General features: G+C 64.8%; 16 protein-coding genes. 7 read left to right on the top strand and 9 right to left on the bottom strand.

Features of this window, described 5'->3' with window-relative positions; all coding sequences use genetic code 11:
- Nucleotides 1-31 precede the first annotated feature (31 nt).
- From AC25Z0_RS12590 to AC25Z0_RS12600, 3 genes are read left to right on the top strand one after another with little or no spacing between them, the layout of a single operon-like run.
- The gene (locus AC25Z0_RS12590) at nucleotides 32-910 is read left to right on the top strand and encodes an ADP-dependent NAD(P)H-hydrate dehydratase (protein WP_488119999.1); all 879 of its coding nucleotides are present in this window, start codon (nucleotides 32-34) and stop codon (nucleotides 908-910) included.
- Nucleotides 911-958: 48 nt separating this feature from the next.
- A complete protein-coding gene (locus tag AC25Z0_RS12595) occupies nucleotides 959-2,230 on the top strand; it encodes a glycosyltransferase 87 family protein (protein ID WP_488133424.1) in 1,272 nt (423 codons plus the stop codon).
- Nucleotides 2,231-2,232: 2 nt separating this feature from the next.
- Nucleotides 2,233-2,538, top strand: coding sequence for a thiamine-binding protein (locus tag AC25Z0_RS12600; RefSeq protein ID WP_488120001.1), 306 nt, complete (start codon nucleotides 2,233-2,235; stop codon nucleotides 2,536-2,538).
- A 10-nt stretch (nucleotides 2,539-2,548) separates the two neighbouring features.
- Here AC25Z0_RS12600 and AC25Z0_RS12605 read toward each other — a convergent pair whose 3' ends face one another.
- Entirely contained in the window at nucleotides 2,549-3,754 is a 1,206-nt protein-coding gene (locus AC25Z0_RS12605) for a hypothetical protein (RefSeq protein WP_488133425.1), read from the bottom strand.
- Nucleotides 3,755-3,875: 121 nt separating this feature from the next.
- Between AC25Z0_RS12605 and AC25Z0_RS12610 the strand changes: the two genes are divergently transcribed.
- Nucleotides 3,876-5,153, top strand: a complete 1,278-nt coding sequence (locus tag AC25Z0_RS12610; RefSeq protein ID WP_488133426.1) for an MFS transporter — start codon at nucleotides 3,876-3,878, stop codon at nucleotides 5,151-5,153.
- Here the strand turns inward: AC25Z0_RS12610 and AC25Z0_RS12615 are convergent.
- The 6 genes from AC25Z0_RS12615 to AC25Z0_RS12640 form a co-directional block, all read right to left on the bottom strand.
- A complete protein-coding gene (locus AC25Z0_RS12615) occupies nucleotides 5,150-5,806 on the bottom strand; it encodes a response regulator (RefSeq protein WP_488120004.1) in 657 nt (218 codons plus the stop codon). The two genes, AC25Z0_RS12610 and AC25Z0_RS12615, sit on opposite strands and share 4 nt — an antisense overlap.
- Nucleotides 5,807-5,828: 22 nt before the next feature.
- The gene (locus tag AC25Z0_RS12620; protein ID WP_488120005.1) at nucleotides 5,829-7,133 is read right to left on the bottom strand and encodes a hypothetical protein; all 1,305 of its coding nucleotides are present in this window, start codon (nucleotides 7,131-7,133) and stop codon (nucleotides 5,829-5,831) included.
- A complete protein-coding gene (locus AC25Z0_RS12625; protein ID WP_488120006.1) occupies nucleotides 7,130-8,299 on the bottom strand; it encodes a sensor histidine kinase in 1,170 nt (389 codons plus the stop codon). The genes AC25Z0_RS12620 and AC25Z0_RS12625 overlap by 4 nt, the downstream gene beginning before the upstream one ends.
- Before the next feature lie 89 nt (nucleotides 8,300-8,388).
- Complete coding sequence (gene metX / locus AC25Z0_RS12630) at nucleotides 8,389-9,594, bottom strand: homoserine O-acetyltransferase MetX (protein WP_488133427.1); 1,206 nt, start codon at nucleotides 9,592-9,594, stop codon at nucleotides 8,389-8,391.
- A 99-nt stretch (nucleotides 9,595-9,693) separates the two neighbouring features.
- Nucleotides 9,694-11,025, bottom strand: coding sequence for a bifunctional o-acetylhomoserine/o-acetylserine sulfhydrylase (locus AC25Z0_RS12635; protein WP_488120008.1), 1,332 nt, complete (start codon nucleotides 11,023-11,025; stop codon nucleotides 9,694-9,696).
- A 101-nt stretch (nucleotides 11,026-11,126) separates the two neighbouring features.
- Nucleotides 11,127-12,176, bottom strand: a complete 1,050-nt coding sequence (locus tag AC25Z0_RS12640) for an acyltransferase family protein (protein ID WP_488133428.1) — start codon at nucleotides 12,174-12,176, stop codon at nucleotides 11,127-11,129.
- Between the two features lie 29 nt (nucleotides 12,177-12,205).
- Here AC25Z0_RS12640 and AC25Z0_RS12645 point away from each other — a divergent pair, with 29 nt between their 5' ends.
- Entirely contained in the window at nucleotides 12,206-13,006 is an 801-nt protein-coding gene (locus AC25Z0_RS12645) for an SDR family oxidoreductase (RefSeq protein ID WP_488133429.1), read from the top strand.
- Nucleotides 13,007-13,132: 126 nt separating this feature from the next.
- Here the strand turns inward: AC25Z0_RS12645 and AC25Z0_RS12650 are convergent, their stop codons facing one another.
- Nucleotides 13,133-14,626, bottom strand: a complete 1,494-nt coding sequence (locus tag AC25Z0_RS12650) for an MFS transporter (RefSeq protein ID WP_488133639.1) — start codon at nucleotides 14,624-14,626, stop codon at nucleotides 13,133-13,135.
- 96 nt (nucleotides 14,627-14,722) lie between these two features.
- On the opposite strand from AC25Z0_RS12650, the gene AC25Z0_RS12655 reads away from it, so the two are divergent.
- Nucleotides 14,723-15,262: a phosphoribosyltransferase gene (locus tag AC25Z0_RS12655; protein WP_488133430.1), complete on the top strand. Its 540-nt coding sequence runs from the start codon at nucleotides 14,723-14,725 to the stop codon at nucleotides 15,260-15,262.
- A gap of 72 nt (nucleotides 15,263-15,334) precedes the next feature.
- Here the strand turns inward: AC25Z0_RS12655 and AC25Z0_RS12660 are convergent, their stop codons facing one another.
- Complete coding sequence (locus AC25Z0_RS12660) at nucleotides 15,335-15,880, bottom strand: MarR family winged helix-turn-helix transcriptional regulator (protein WP_488133431.1); 546 nt, start codon at nucleotides 15,878-15,880, stop codon at nucleotides 15,335-15,337.
- 60 nt (nucleotides 15,881-15,940) lie between these two features.
- Here AC25Z0_RS12660 and AC25Z0_RS12665 point away from each other — a divergent pair, with 60 nt between their 5' ends.
- Complete coding sequence (locus AC25Z0_RS12665) at nucleotides 15,941-16,306, top strand: VOC family protein (protein WP_488133432.1); 366 nt, start codon at nucleotides 15,941-15,943, stop codon at nucleotides 16,304-16,306.
- Nucleotides 16,307-16,310: the final 4 nt, after the last annotated feature.

Raw genomic sequence — 16,310 nt, forward strand, 5'->3', positions numbered from 1 at the left:
TCGTGTGCTCCGAACAACTTATCGTGGGTGCATGGTGAACCCCGATGAACCGGCCGCAGACGACCACACCGTGGAGTGGCGAGAGTGGACCAGAGCGGATGCGGCAGCGTGGATCCGCGTTCCGACCAGCGTCGACGACAAGTACACCAGGGGAGTGCTCGGGGTCAACACCGGTTCAACCCTGTATCCGGGCGCTGCCGTGCTCGGCGTTGAGGCAGCGGCCCGCGTCGGCGTCGGCATGGTGCGGTATGTGGGGCCCGCCCGGGCCGCAGACCTCGTCCTGGCGAGGCGTCCGGAGACAGTGACGGTGGCCGGTCGCGTCCAGGCCTGGCTGCTGGGGTCTGGGATGGACGCCGCGCACCGCGACGACGCCACGACGGACGCGCTGCGAGCTGCGCTGGCAGAGGGCGTGCCATGCGTGGTCGATGCCGGTGCGCTCGACCTCGTGCCGCGGGTTCCGGCAGCGACTGCGCTTGTCGTCACGCCGCACTACCGGGAGCTGGCCGGCCTGCTCGGTCGCCACCACATCGAGGTGGCGGCGGCGGAGATTGCGGCCGATCCGGGGAACTGGGCTGTGCGGGCATCCGCTGTGTTGAATGTGACGGTGCTGCTGAAAGGCGGGACGACATACATCGCGTCTCCGAGCGGCCAGCGGCTGACGATGTCGACCGGCACTCCGTGGCTGTCGACGGCGGGAACGGGCGATGTGTTGGGCGGAATTCTCGGCGCACTCGTCGCAACACATGCCGAACGGGTGGCGGCCGACCCAGACACCCTGGCGTTCGTGGCGGCAACCGCAGCGCTGGTGCATGCCCAGGCGGCGCTCTGGGCATCCAGCGGCGGTCCGATCGCCGCACTCGACGTGGCGGAGGCAGTGCAGACGGTGGTCGCAGACCTGCTCGTCCCTTGATCCGCTGGTGGAACGAACCTTTGCCTCGAGGTGTGGGAAAGTGAGGGTGTGCACGTAGACGAGCAATCGGGACAGGAAGCCCGCCACACGCCCCAGCCAGCGCGGAGCAGGCGACGCTGGTTCGAGTACTCGACCAGTCTCTGGGCGGCGTTCGTGTTCGTGCACGTGCTGATCAGCTGGATCACGTTCATAGCCCCTGGCTGGCCGCTCGGCGACGTGGAACGGGTGTATTTCGGCTGGGCAGACGCCGCAGCATCTGGCGCCTACCTGGTGGGTATCACGACAGAGTTCGTCTACCCGATCCTCGCATTCGTGCCGATTTTCGCCTCGCTCGCGTTCGGCCCTGAGAACTATGCGCTGACCTGGCTGGTGCTCGTCTCCCTCGTCAACGCCGCCGCGTTCGCCTGGCTGCTCGGCAGCTGGCGGAAGCCCTCGCACGTGGGTGCGGCATGGTGGTGGCTCGGATTCCTGCTGCTGCTTGGTCCCATCGGGCTCACCCGCATCGACTCCATCACGGTGCCGCTCGTCGTGATGGCGCTGCTGTGGCTCCGCACCGAGCCGTTCTGGGGCGCCGTGCTCCTGACCGTGGCGACCTGGGTCAAGGTATGGCCGGCCGCCGTGCTTGCCGCGCTGTTCGTGGTTGCGCGTGACCGCTGGCGTGTACTGCTCACAGCAATCGGAACGAGCGCAGTGATCGTCGCACTCGCCCTGCTGCTCGGCAGCGGCGGAAACGTCTTCAGCTTCGTGTCGCAGCAGACCAATCGGGGCATCCAGATCGAGTCGCCAATCGGTTTCTGGTGGATGTGGCAGGCGGTCCTTGGCATTCCTGGCAGCTCGATCTACTACGACCGCGAGATTCTGACCTACCAGGTGACGGGCGCCGGAACCGAGGTGGCCAGCGCGCTGATGACTCCGGTGCTGGCGCTCGCAGCCGCCGCAGTGCTCGTGCTCGGCTGGCTGGCCATGCGGCGTGGCGCACGGCAGGACGAACTCTTCCCTCCGCTCGTGCTGGCGCTCGTGGTGACCCTGATCGCCTTCAACAAGGTGGGCTCCCCGCAATTCATCAGTTGGCTCGCCGCTCCCGTCATCCTCGGTCTGGTCCTTCGCAGCAGGTCATGGCGAACGCCGGCGATTCTCGTCGCGGTACTGGCCGCGCTCACCCAGTTCGTTTATCCCTATCTCTACTCATTCCTGCTGGCCGCTGACCCCGTGCTCGTCTTCGTACTCACCGCGCGCAATGTGCTCGAGTTCGTCGTGCTTGGCTGGGCGATTTGGCAGATCTGGACTGTGCGTCGTTCCGTACCACCCCTGAAGGAGTAATTATGTTGGTTGCATTCTCAGTCGCACCGTCCGGCACTGGCTCAGTGGATGGCTCCGTGCACGATGCCGTCGCTGCTGCCGTTCGCATCGTGCGCGACTCCGGCCTGCCGAACCACACTGATTCGATGTTCACGACAATCGAGGGGGAGTGGGACGAGGTCTTCGCCGTCATCAAAGCCGCAACGGATGCCGTTGGCGCCTATGGATCGCGGGTTTCGCTGGTACTGAAGGCCGACATCCGCCCCGGCTATACCGGTGAGATGACGGGCAAGGTCCAGCGGCTGGAAGCGGTGCTCGAGCAGGACTAGCGCTCTCGCATCACGGGTAGCCGAGGAACCACAGCAGCACGATCGCCACGGGTTGGAGCGCCATGCCGCAGATGAGCAGCGTGCGCCTGATGCGCGGCGAGCTGGAGATCGTGGGGTCGCCCAGTAGCGGTGCCAGCGGCATCAGCAGCCTGAACAGGCTCTGCTGCGGCAAGAAGACAGCCAGCAGGTACAGCCCGTAGCTGGCGCTGTATGCCAGCAACTCGACGCCGAGTCGACGCGGCCCTCTCCGGGTGAGCCACCAGACGAAGCCCCCGATCACGACGAACACCAGTAGCACGCCGATCACGCCGAGATATTTGCTCGTGAGCAGGAACCACGGGGTGAGCGGAATGAACTCCTGGCGACCGACGAAGCCTGTCCACCACGACAGTTCCGTCTCGACATAGGCGCCGTCGTACCCCGTCACAGCGGATGCGATCACCGGCCACGCAAGACCGGCCACCGAGATCACGGCCGCAGCCACGATCATCCGAATGCGCGTCGCCCACGGGAACGGCTCCTGCGTGCGGCGCCAATTGACCCAGCGCACCACGAACACAATGCCGAGCGCCAGTGCGACGGCGAGCCCGCCAGGGCGCGTGAACGCCGCAACGACGGCGAATGGGATCATCAGGAGGTATCGCTGCTTCACCATCGCCCAGAGGCTGCAGAACAACAGGAACAGGAACATGCTCTCGGCGTATGCCACCTGGAGAACGAAGGCGAGCGGCCCGAAGCTGAACAGCGCAACCGCCCACAACGCAGGCTTCGCCCCAACGCGTGACTCGACAAGCCGGTAGAGAACGTAGGCGGCCGCAGCGCCGAGGACCGTCGCGACGATCACGCCGGCAACGTAGAAGTTGAGGCCGGTCACGTTCATCAGTCCGCGGGTGACGGCGGGGAAGACGGGCAGGAATGCCCAGGCGTTGGGAACGACGTTCCCGTCGGCATCCGTCGGTAATTCTGTGGGGTAGCCGTGCAGGCCGATCTGCCGGTAGAACCAGGTATCCCAGGAACCGGAGAACGTGAAGAACGACGATTCGTCGCGGTGGCTGGCGAACATCCATCCCCTGCTGGTGGCGACGCCGTACATGGTCGCCAGCAGCGTGGTCGTGAAGAGGCGGGACAGGGCATACAAGCCCAGAACCGTGGCCCAGGCTGGCCAGCTCTGCCACGAACGCCAGGTTCGCGGGAGCAGCGCGCGTGTCGTGACCATCTCACGATCTTTTCACACGGATGCCATGCCGGGTTCGCACGACGCTGCTGGTCGTCATTCCCATCCAACGCCCCTGTGGCCGAAACGTGGGCGAAATTCGCAAAGCGCTTAGGCTGGGACGATGCCCTCCACCACCACCGGGCCGACGCGGTTGTCGCCGGCCCGCATTCGTCTTGCCCTGCTCGCACTCGCTCTCGGTGGCTTTGCCATCGGTGCGACCGAGTTCGTGGCGATGGGACTGCTGCCGAACCTCGCCGGCGACCTGCTGCCAGGCTTCTACCAGTCGAACCCTGAGGAGGCCACCGCCCAGGCCGGCTGGCTCATTTCGGCGTACGCGCTCGGCGTCGTTGTCGGCGCACCGACGATCGCAGCAGCTGCCGCGCGCTGGCCGCGCAAGCAACTGTTGCTGGTGCTCCTCACCGCATTCACCATCGGAACAATAGCTTCAGCTCTCCTGCCAAGCTTCGGGCTCATCATGGCTGCACGATTCGTCAGCGCGCTGCCGCACGGCGCGTACTTCGGGATCGCCTCGCTCGTCGCAGCCGACCTCATGGGGCCAGGCAAGCGTGCACGCGGCGTCGCCTTCGTGTTGTCGGGGCTGACGATCTCCAACGTCATCGGCGTGCCGGCGATCACCTGGCTCGGCCAGGTCGCCGGATGGCGCATCGCCTACCTGGCGGTTGCGCTGATCTTCGCGCTCACGTTCCTCGCCGTCGCGCTGGCCGTTCCGTTCCAGGCTGGCAACCCTGCGGCATCCATGCGCAATGAACTGCGCGCGTTCGGCCGCGCCCAGGTCTGGTTCGCGCTGTCGATCGGAGCGATCGGCTTCGGTGGCCTCTTCGCCGTCTACGCCTACATCTCGCCCATGGTGACCGAGGTCACCGGGCTGACGGCCAGCGCAGTGCCGCTCGTACTGATCGTCATCGGACTCGGCATGACCGTCGGTAACTTCGTCGGGGGATGGACAGCGGATCGCAGCGTTCGCCGCAGCATGTACAGCTTCTTCGCGGTACTGATCCTGGCCCTCGTGCTGCTCGGCTTCACCGCCCAGACCGTGGTCGGGCTCGTGGTGAGCGTGTTCCTGATCGGCGGGGCGGCATCCGCCCTGTCGCCCACGATCCAGACCAGGCTGATGGATGTCGCCCACGACAGCCAGTCGATCGCTGCAGCGCTCAACCACTCAGCACTCAATATTGGCAATGCCGTCGGTGCGTTCCTCGGCGGCGTCGTCATCTCGGCGGGCTTCGGCTATGTCGCACCAATCTGGGTGGGACTGGGCCTCAGCATCCTCGGCATCATCCTGGCGACCGCATCGTTCATGCTCGACCGGTCGCGTCGCCAGAACGGCGTTCACGTGCCGTATGGCACGCAGGGGATCCGGACGGTGAGCGGGCGCTAGTCGGTCTGCAGCAGGATGCCGTCGTGGATGGCGCGCTTTCGCAGCGCCACCTTGGTTCCGACGTCATACCCGGCCAGGCGGTACTTCTCGCGAATCCGCTTCAGGTACGACTTGGCCGTCTCCTCTGAGATGCCCAACTGGTACGCGACGGCCTTGACCGGTTCGCCGGCGCCATAAAGTGCCATGACGCGACGTTCCTGGGCGCTCAGGCGAGGAGAGCCACCATCGGCACCCGCGTTGAGGGCTACGTCGAGCTCTGCAGAAATATAGGACTGGCCCTGTGCAGCGGCACGGATCGCCTCGACGATCATGCTGGCTTCCTCGCTCTTGACGAGATAACCGAGGGCTCCGGCCGCGAGTGCCTCCCTGACAACCGCCGGCTCTGAGTACGTGCTCATGAGCACGGTCTTCACTCCGGTGGTCTTCAACGTCGAAATCTTCAGCGAGATCGGGATGTTGTCTTTGAGGTCGAGGTCGAGCAATACGACATCAACGGGAAACTCGGGGTGCGTCAACAGCTCTGGCCACGTGGTTACCGCGGCAACCATGTTGATGTCCTCCGCGGCGCTGCGGATCCACTCTGTGAGCGCGCCTAGTAGCATCCGGTGGTCGTCGACCAGAGCCAATCGGATGCTGCTATTCGGATTTGTCACTACTGCCTCCTGTGCATTCACGCTACGGAACGTTCCGTTGCGCTTGTGCGTCCGCGGGATTATCGACACTGCATTCGATGTCAACCTGCAAACTGCCGTCTCGAATGGAGTCGACATGCGGGCCCACCACACGGATAGCTTGCCACGTCTCGGGGTCTACCCTCCGACGTGGCACACCGGACGTGCTCAATTCGATAGGAAAATGAATCTTTTGTCGGTGCGCGGTGCCATGTGAGGGCAAAATCGGACCCAATGTCAGCGAAACGCTCGCCGTCGGCCGTGCAGCATCGCTGATCAGCATCCAAATCGTGAGCAACAGGGCATCGCGCTGCCTCGGCGCCATCAACCCGGCCAGCCCGTTCGGATCATGCAGTGTCACCGACGGGCCGAGGAACTCAGACTCCGTGATGGCGTGATGCAGCCAGGTCTCCTTGCGCCCCTCGATGAGGTGAAAGCGCAACTGCGTGGCGATGGACGATGCGGTGCCGGCGAGGTCTGGAGGCAACGGCAATGTGGCCCTGCCCTCTGCCACATCGTCGAGCAACTGTTCCGCGCCGAGGTCGAGGCGCGCGAGTTCTTCAGAGGCGAGCATGCCCACTGACAAACGAGGCTGCGACACTGTGCTCTGAACCAGCACCAGGTCGAGTTCGAGCTGCACCATGCGGCGGAATGTCCGAACCACATAGACGCCGAGGCACGGTGGGATGACCGCAAGGGCCACGGTGGCGATGTCGATGGTCAACGTGAGCGGGTCGTCCCTGTGCCTGACGACGCCGTAGGTGGCGACGGCAACGCCCAGCGCCACTGCACCCACCAGGATGGGCCGCGTCTCATACACGGTGACGAGCCCAAGCAACAGTGCGCCAACGGCAGGGGCTGCGGTCAGGTAGACCCCGCTGGTGTTGCCTCCCCAGCTGGCGACCATGTCGAGGGCAACGATCACGACGGAGACCGCGGCCATCACGGGGAAGACCCAGACCGGCATCCGCGAGGGGTGCCGGCTGCTGATCGCCAGCGCGAGTGACCCGGAGATCGTGAGTGCCAGCCAGGCAAGCACGAGCGGAAGGTGGTTCTCATAGCCTGGCCACTGGACGATGGAGACCATGATCAGGAAGATGACGCTGAATCCAGCCGCGAGGAGGATGCCGGTGTTCAGATGACGGCCGCCGAGACCGCTCTGGTTGGCCCTGGTCGTGCGGATGGTTCGCTCAGCCCGGCGGAATGGCTGGCTGTCTGCGGCATCGGCACGCCGCCTCGCGCGACCCTGTATTCCCTCGCGCCCCACGGCGATTCCGAGAGTGTTCTCCTCGATCGTCGATTTACTCACTTGGGCACCTCGAGAACTACAGTCGTGCCAGAACCTGGCGAGGAGAATAACCGGGCATTGCCCCCGACGTCATGCAGGCGAGCGACGACAGACTCCGCGAATCCCAAGCGCTCTGCGGGAACCTCGCCGAGGTCAAAGCCGATGCCGGCATCCGTCACCATGGCGCGCACTGTTTTGTCGTCATCGGTGATGGTGACGTCGGCACGCGTCACGCCGGAGTGCCGGCGCACGTTCTCGAGGCATTCGCCCAGCGCGAGCAGGAAGGAGTCGAGTACATCGCTCGGCAACAGCACCTGTCCGCTGCCGTGCCAATCGACATCGAGCCCGATCCGACCGAAACGCTGTTTCACTGACTCCAGTGTGTTGCCGAGGGTGAATTCCGTCGCCGGCTCCAGGGTGTAAACGCCGGAGGAGCGGGGCATGGGGAGGCCACCCAGTCGCAGCTGGCGCAGCAGCCTGGCGTCGTCACCGGCCTGGTGCTGGAGAGCGGCTGGGGAGACACCGACGCCGGAGTGGGCCAGCAGCGTAAGTGTTGCGAGCACGGTGTCGTGCAGCAGCCTGGCGTCCTGGCGCCGCTTGGCCTCGAGCTCACTGGCGTGGCGCTCTGCCCGGTGGGCGCGGCCAATCGCCGCGATGCGCTGCATGGCGCGTGGGATGCTCAGGCTCAGCCACCAGCCGCCGATTGCGGTGATCAGCCACACGCTGAGGGTGAAAGTGAACGGCATGAATGAGTCGCCATAGGTGAGCGTGATTCCCAGCACCAGTGCGGCTGTGACGCCGAGCATGCCGGCCAGGATGATCAGTCGGGGCATGGTCACCACGAGTACGGGAGCGACACAACTCATCGCCCCTGCGGCAATGAGAGCAATGACACTTTGCTCGACGATGTTCAGCTGCAGGCCGACGTGGCTGAAGAGGCCGACAAGCACGACGATGCCGATGCCGCTGAACGCGATGAGCAGTACCCAGCGGATGCCGCCGGTGCGACCCAGCATGTACTGCGACACGGCCAGCAGGAAGATCAGGGGAACGGACCAGAACAGCGCCTCAGAGCCGATGCCGTTGGGGACGAGCATGCAGAGAAGGGCCGCCACCGTCCAGGCGAGTCCATCGGCTCTCGCCGCCTTGCGGAGGAGGCGATCGCGCTCTTTGAAGATGCGTTGCATGGGGCTAGCGTCGTTCCTGTCAGACGGGTTCAGGCCAGTCGACCTGATTTCTGCCGACGGATGTATTCAGAACCTTATCGGCAACTGGTTCACCGGGGCAGTAGCCGTTGCAATTGGGCACCGACTGAATCGATCTCGATGAGGAACCCATCGTGGCCGAACGCGGATTCGAGGACGACCGCGGATCGACCATCGATGTTGCGCGGGAGGTACCGGGCGATCTCCCGCTGACCGTCGACGGGAAAGAGCCGGTCACTGTCGAATCCAACGATCAGGGTTTCTGCCGTGATCCGTCCGAGCGCGGCTTCAACGCCGCCCCTGCCCCGGCCGACATCGTGTGAATTCATCGCCTCGACCAGGGTGATGTAACTGTTGGCATCGAAGCGCCTGGTGAACTTGTTGCCGTGGAAATCGAGGTATGACTCCACCGCGAAGCGCCCCCCTGAACCCAGCGGACTGAGTGTGCTTTGCCAGGTGCGTTCAAAGCGAGCATTGAGTTCGGCTGGGCTGCGGTAGTTGAGGAGCGCCATGCGCCGCGCCAGCGCGAGCCCGTTTGATGGGCCCTCCCCGTCTATCGCGTCGTAGTAGTCGCCTGCCTGGAAGAGTGGATCTGTGCGGATCGCTTCAATCTGGATCGAGTTGACGGCGACCTGGTCTGCCGTGGTGACGGGGGGCGCAGCCAGTATGACCAGCCGTTCCACTCTCTCCGGCACCTCGATCGCCCACTCCAGGGCATGCATTCCGCCCATCGATCCGCCGATGACCATCGCGAAGCTGTCGATGCCGATGTGGTCGGCCACCGCGATCTGCGCCGACACCTGGTCGCGAATGGTGAGGTAGGGAAAACGGGTGCCCCACTCGACCCCATTGGGAGCGACAGAAGAGGGACCGGTGCTGCCCTGGCATCCGCCCAACATGTTCGGGGCGATCACGAACCAGCGATCGGTGTCGATGGTGAGGCCTGGCCCGATCATGCCGTCCCACCAGCCGCCGGTGGCGTGACCGTTGCCTGGGTCGCCGATGACGTGACTGTCACCCGTCAGGGCGTGCAGCACGAGGATCGCGTTGTCGCGGCTCGGCGACAGCTCTCCCCAGCTCTCGTAGGCGATCCGAACGTGGGGGAGGAACCCACCGGCCTCGAATGACAGCGGCCCGACGTCGACGAATCGACGGTCACCGACGGGATCGCCCTCTCGCCAGGCGCCGGTCGCCGGAGGCTTACCGATGACCGACCGCGCCTGAGCTTCAGTGATGAAGCTGGACGGGACCGTGTCTGCCGAAGTCTGCCATTCCATATCAGCTCTATTCTGCCCGTGAACGAGAAACCCCCGCCGATTGTTACGGCGGGGGATTCGCCCGGCAGGACGGGCCTGCGGGGATGGTGAGAACGAGGGCTAGGCGTTGGCGCGTGAGGCCTCCACGATGGCTCGCGCCGCGGCGAGGCCTTTCTCCAGGTCTGCCTTCAGGTCGGCGATGTTCTCGATGCCGACGGAGAGGCGCACCAGGCCTGGCGTGACGCCGGCGGTCAACTGCTGCTCAGGGGTGAGCTGGGCGTGAGTGGTCGAAGCCGGGTGGATGATGAGCGAGCGAACGTCACCGATGTTGGCCAGGTGGCTGAACAGCTCGACGCTGTCGACCAGGGCACGCCCGGCTTCCACTCCGCCCTTGAGCTCGAAGGAGAGCACCGCACCGACACCCTTCGGGGCGTACGTGTTTGCGGCGGCGTACCAGGGGCTTGACGGCAGGCCGGAGTAGTTCACCGTGGCGATGTCGGGGTGGTTCTCCAGCCACTCCGCGATCTCCTGGGCATTCTGCACGTGGCGCTCGATGCGCAGGCTCAGGGTTTCGATGCCCTGGATGAGCTGCCAGGCGCTGGCCGGCGCGATGGCGGAACCCAGGTCGCGCAGCAGCTGCACGCGGGCCTTGATGATGTACGCGATGCCATCGCCGACAGCTGTCGTGTAGCTGGCGCCGTGGTACGACGGGTCTGGCTCGGTGAGGCCGGGGAATTTCTCGACATTCTTCGACCACTCGAACGTGCCGCCGTCGACGATGATGCCGCCGATGACGGTGCCGTGTCCGCCGAGGAACTTGGTGGCGGAGTGCACGATGATGTCCGCGCCATGCTCGAACGGACGAATCAGGTACGGGGTGGCGATGGTGTTGTCAACGATGAGCGGAATACCGGACTCGTGGGCGACATCCGCTACGGCCCTGATGTCGAGCACGTTGATCTTCGGGTTGCCGATGGTCTCAGCGAAGAACAGCTTGGTGTTCGGGCGCACGGCGCGCTTCCACTCTGCGGGGTCGTCCTGGTTCTCCACGAAGGTGGTCTCGATGCCGAGCTTGGCGAGCGTGTACTTGAACAGGTTGTACGTGCCGCCGTAGATCGAGCTCGATGACACGATGTGGTCGCCGGCCTGGGCGATGTTCAGCACGGCGAACGTCGATGCCGACTGGCCGGAGGCGACGAGCAGCGCGGCGGTTCCGCCTTCGAGGGCTGCGACACGTTCTTCGACGACGGCCTGCGTCGGGTTCTGGATGCGCGTGTAGATGTTGCCGAACTCGGCCAGCGCGAACAGGTTCTGCGCGTGGTCGGCGCTATTGAAGACGTACGAGGTGGTCTGGTAGATCGGCGTCGCCCGAGCATTGGTGGTCGGGTCCGGCTGGGCGCCGGTGTGGACCTGCTTGGTTTCGAACTTCCAGTTTTCAGCGTTTGCGCTCATGAGGATGTCTTCCTTTGCCTCGACGAGCGTGGACCATCCAGCGCTCTGCAGCGAGCCTAAGCAGGGGGCCAACCTCGATCAATGGTCCGTGCAACACGGCGTCATTTTCGGAGCGCCAACGTGCCCTTCGGTTGCACGACCGGTCGGAACCATCGCTGCACGAATGCGAGCGACAGCAGCACGGCGATCCCGAAGCTGAGCAACACCATCGCCGGCAGCACCCACCACGGCTGCGGGCCGTCGAGAATGCCGGACTCCCTGAACGGATACAGCAGGAAGGTGTGCAGCAAATAGATGTACATGGTGGCGGCGCCGAAATCGGTGAACCAGGTGCGGCCGCGCGGCACCAGCATCAGGAATGCCACAACGAGCAGCACGGTGAACAAAATCAGCGCGAGACGGATGCCGCCAGCCCAGATTTCGTCGTACCCGAACGACGCGTACGACTCGTCGTAGAGCAGGAACCGCCGGATCTTGATCTCGCGCAGCCACTCGATGTTCAGCACGATGAACACCGCAAGGGCGGTGAACAGCGCCAGGGACCCCGCGCGCCAGCGCCACATCGATGACGGCGGGAGGGCCAGCCACCTGGCGGTGACGCGCGACTGGCGCACCTTCCATCCGAAGACGAAGAAGGGCAACAGGGCGAGGGTGCGTGACATGGCGAAGGTGCTGTCGATGCTGCTGAGGTAGCCGACGAAAACCGAGATCGCGATGCTGATGAGCAATGGATAGCGCAGCAGCGCCAGGTAGGGGAGTGTGATGCGCCAGATTGCCAGGGCGATCAGGAACCACAAGGTCCACGAGGCCGTGGCGTAGTCGAGCTTGAACGTGCCTCCCAACAGCCAGCGAATCGTCGTCCACACGGTCTCGAAGATGAGGTACGGGAACACGACGTCGGTGAGCAGCCGTTTCATCTGCCGTGTGCCTGGCGGGGATGCCTTGGCGAAGTATCCGCTGACCGCGACGAAGAGCGGAACGTGGAATGCGTAGATGAAGAGGTAGAGCTCATACGCCGGGTCGGATTCACCGATGAGTTTGAGGATTGCGTGGCCGATGACGACGAGCACGATCGCAATCCAGCGTGCATTGTCCCAGTAAGGAACACGTTGCTTCTGGGGGGTGGACATGCGGGTAGGAGGAGCAATCATTACCTCCATTCTCCCGCCAGAATGGTGACATGAGTGCAAAAAGAGTTGTGGTGACCGGTGCTAGCTCGGGAATTGGGGCGGCCACAGTGCGCTTGTTCCGGCTTCGAGGCTGGGATGTTGTGGGTGTCGCTCGACGTGCCGACCGACTTGCAGCGCTCGCCGAAGAGACTGGCGCAGACGTGTTCACGGCTGACCTCACGGTGCAGGCCGACGTCGACGCGCTTCGCGACTACCTGGCGTCGACGGGCGCCGTGCATGCCCTTGTCAACAACGCGGGCGGGGCAAAGGGCGGCATGGACTTCGTCGAAGACGCAGATGTCGACGACTGGGCCTGGATGTTCGAGATCAACGTGCTCGCGGTGAAGCGGGTCATCAGCGCCGTGCTGCCGCTGCTTCGGGCAGGCCTTGAATCGTCTGGTGATGGTTCAGCGGATGCCGTGTCGGCCGACATCGTGAACATCACGTCGATCGCCGGCCACGTCACCTACCTCGGTGGCGGTGGGTACAACGCCGCCAAATTCGCCGCCCACGCCATGACCGAGGTGCTGCGCCTGGAGCTGAACGGTGAGCCGATCCGCGTGATCGAGATCGCTCCGGGAATGGTCAAGACCGAGGAATTCGGCCTGGTGCGCTTCGACGGCGACGCGGAGAAGGCCGCCGCTGCCTACACGGGCGTCCCGCATCCGCTGTCGGCTGAGGACATTGCCACCGCGATCGTGTCGAGCGTTGAGCTTCCGGCGCACGTCAACCTCGACCTGGTGACCATCAAGCCGGTCGCCCAGGCCGCCCCGACCCGCGTGGCACGCGGAGAGCTGAAGCCGCGCAGCTAGCGAGCCCTGTCGCCCCGCGGTACTGGGCTCGGCCTTGTGTCCTCGAGTGTCGCCGTTTGTGCCGAGTGTCGCCGTTGCAAAGGCGACACTCGGTCGTAACGGCGATTCTCGGCGTTAGCTGTTCGGCTACTCGGCGGGTGCCAGCTCCACGTCGCCGATGGCTTCGGGCTCTGCCGCGACATCTGCAAAGGCGAGTTTCGGAACGAAGAACAGCAGCACGCCCGCAACGAGCGCGCCGGCGCCGCAGATGGTCCACACCAGCATGTAGCCGAACAGGCTCGCCGCTGTCGCGGTGACCGTCGACGCTGCACCGGCCAGCAACACCACGCCGAAGACGGCAGAGGCGAATGACCCGCCGATGGTCTTCGTTGTGTTGGTCAGTGCCGCGGCGATGCCGGTCTGGCCGCGGGGCGCTGCAGCGGCTGCGGCAGCAGGCAGCGCGCCAACGAGTGCACCAGAGCCGATGCCCGCAATGGCCATGTTCGTGAAGACCTGCCAGGTTTCCTGGTGAAAGGGCAGGAACGAGAGGTAGCCGACCGCGACCACGAAGGTGGCGATGATGAGCGCGATGCGCGGACTCGTCCACTTCGACACCAGCGGGAACAGCAGCGCGCCGACGATCATCGAGATCAGGTACGCGCCGATGAGCGTCGAGATGTCGGTGGCGTCGAGACCGAGTCCGTATCCGTTCACCGGGTCTGTACCCGCGAATGTCGCCAGCGGCGCCTGCGCGCCGAGCAGGCTGATTCCCACGAGGCCGGCCGTCAGCATCACCGGCCACATGGTGGGCTGGCGAAGCACCCGCAGGTCGATCGCCGGGTCCTTCTGCTTCAGCTCGAATCGACCGAACGGCACGAACGAGGCAACGCCGACGAGGATGAGCGCCCACACCCACCAGGTTCCTGGCCCGTTCAGGCGCAGGAAGGTGAGCCCGGAGGTGATGAGCAGCAAGCCGAGGGCCAGCAGCATGAAGCCGCGGCCGTCGAGTGACCGGCCGGCGACCGGCTCGGACTCCGGTACCCCGAAGAGGATGGCGAAGAAGACCAGCGTGACAGCGATGGCCGGCACCATCATCGCGGCGGTGACGTTCTCGCCGAGCGCAACGAACAGGCGTCCGGCACTCAGCGCGCCGATGATGGCACCGGCCTCTAGGGCGACGACGAGCAGCCCGGCCGCACGCCTGGTCTGCGACGCTCCCGTGTTCGTGCGGCGGCCACGATCGAAGATGAGGGCAACCTCGAGCGGCAGCCACACGACGTAAAAGCCCTGCAGCGCCCAGGCCGCGAGGAAGCTCCAGAAGTCGCCGGCGAAAGCCAGCCACCAGGTTGCTCCTGCCGTCAGCACGGTGGAAATGAGCAGGATGCGCTTGTGCCCGTGCATATCGCCGAGCTTGGCGAGGAACGGGACTACCAGGGCCGACAACAGCAACTGTGCTGCCTCGAACCAGTTGAAGTCAGCGTCATGGATGCCGAGGTGGCGCACGAGATCGGGGATCAGCGGCACGTAGAAGCCCTGCAGGATTCCGCTGGTGATCTCTACGAGAAAGAGGAAGCCGACCAGGCTGGCGGTCACACCAACGGCTGAGCCTCTGAGCGCGTTGGGCGCCTGGGGGAATGACATCATGCAGGGATGCTAGTGCGCAGGCTGCGTGAAAACGGGGATATTCGGGGCGCCGCTGTGCACGGCGTGGTGAATTCACCGAACTAACATTGGTGAATGGCCTTTGACGCAGACGACGCAGCACTTGGAACCCCCGATATCGAGCGAGAGATCCTTCAGTGGTCTGACTTCGAGGATGCCTCCCGGCTCCTCGCTACGCGCGTTCGTGAGAGCGGCTTCGACCCCGATGTCGTCATCGCCATTGCCCGCGGGGGACTGCTGCTGGCCGGCGCCATCTCGTACGCCCTCGGCACCAAGAACTGCGGCAGCATCAACGTGGAGTTCTACACCGGCATCGACCAGCGCCTGCCGAAGCCGGTGCTGTCTGCCCCAATGCTCGACGCCCCGGCCCTCGCTGGCAAGAAGGTCCTGGTCGTCGACGACGTCTCAGACTCCGGCCACACCCTCGCGATGGTCGTCGGGCTGCTGGAAGAGACAGCGGATGAGGTGCGCTCCGCCACGCTGTATACGAAGCCCCGCACCGTGCTGGTGCCCGACTTCACCTGGCGCGAGACCGCAGGGTGGATTGTCTTCCCGTGGTCGGCAAAGCCGCCGGTGTCGGTGGAACTGCCCGTTTCGGTGGCGGCAGCGCTCTAACGCCCCGGTCTCACGGGTGCTCACCGGCGCGGGTACTTTTGCTCAGTAGAAGGTCTTCCGCTCAGTCGGAGTTCAGTCGTCGGTAGCCGGCCCGGTCAGCGATGTGATGCACCGGCCGAGGAGCAGCCGCAGATGTTTGACGTCGGTTGATTCAAGGCCCGTGAGCATCTGCTGCTCGACGCCCTTCACCGCGGCACTGGCGACCTTCAGCCGACTCCGGCCCAGCTCGGTCAGCTGGGTGGGGATGGCCCGCCCCTCTGCCGCGCTCTCAGCGCGCGACACGAACCCGTCTCGCTCGAGGGATTGCAGCAGCACGTTCATCGACTGCCGCGACACAAACGCACCGCGCGCGAGTTCGGAGTTGGACAGCCCTGGCCGTTGCGCGAGCAGCTCGAGGCAGGAGTAGTGGGTGATGTTCATCCCCAGCGGTCGGAGCACGGCTTCCATTGACGAGCGCAACGCACTGGCCGCCTCCTTGAGCAGGTAGCCAAGCGAAGTCTCCAAGTGGATGCCGGCAGCATCCTTGCCGGCAGCACTGTTGCGTGCAGCACTGTTGCGTGCAGCGCTGTCGTTGCTCAACACATCGTCGTCCATGCTTCCCTCTCCGGTACGAACCATGTCAATATTCTGACATACTCGTTTCATGTCAACTTACTGACACTAACGAGGAGGATCATCATGACAGTTTCCGGACCCGGCTTCATCTCCCTGCAGGTGCGCGATATCGCGCGTTCCGCAGCGTTCTATGAGCACTACCTGGGGTTCACTCGACAGGCCGGACCGCCGCAGGCCGTGGTGTTCGCCACCGCGCCGGCGGCGTTCGCGGTACGCGCGGCGCTTCCGGGGGTTGACCTTGAGTCGGTTCATCAGCTCGGCATGGGAATTGGTGTGTGGCTGCATGCCGAGAACGCATCAGGGATTCACGACGCGCTCGCTGCCGATGGCGTCGAGATCACGGCGGCTCTCAGCGATGGCCCCTTTGGGGCGACGTTCACCTTCGCCGACCCCGACGGGTACCAGATCACGCTGCACGACCGAGCCTGAGTTG

It is taken from the genome of Leifsonia sp. Y862 (assembly GCF_057669585.1).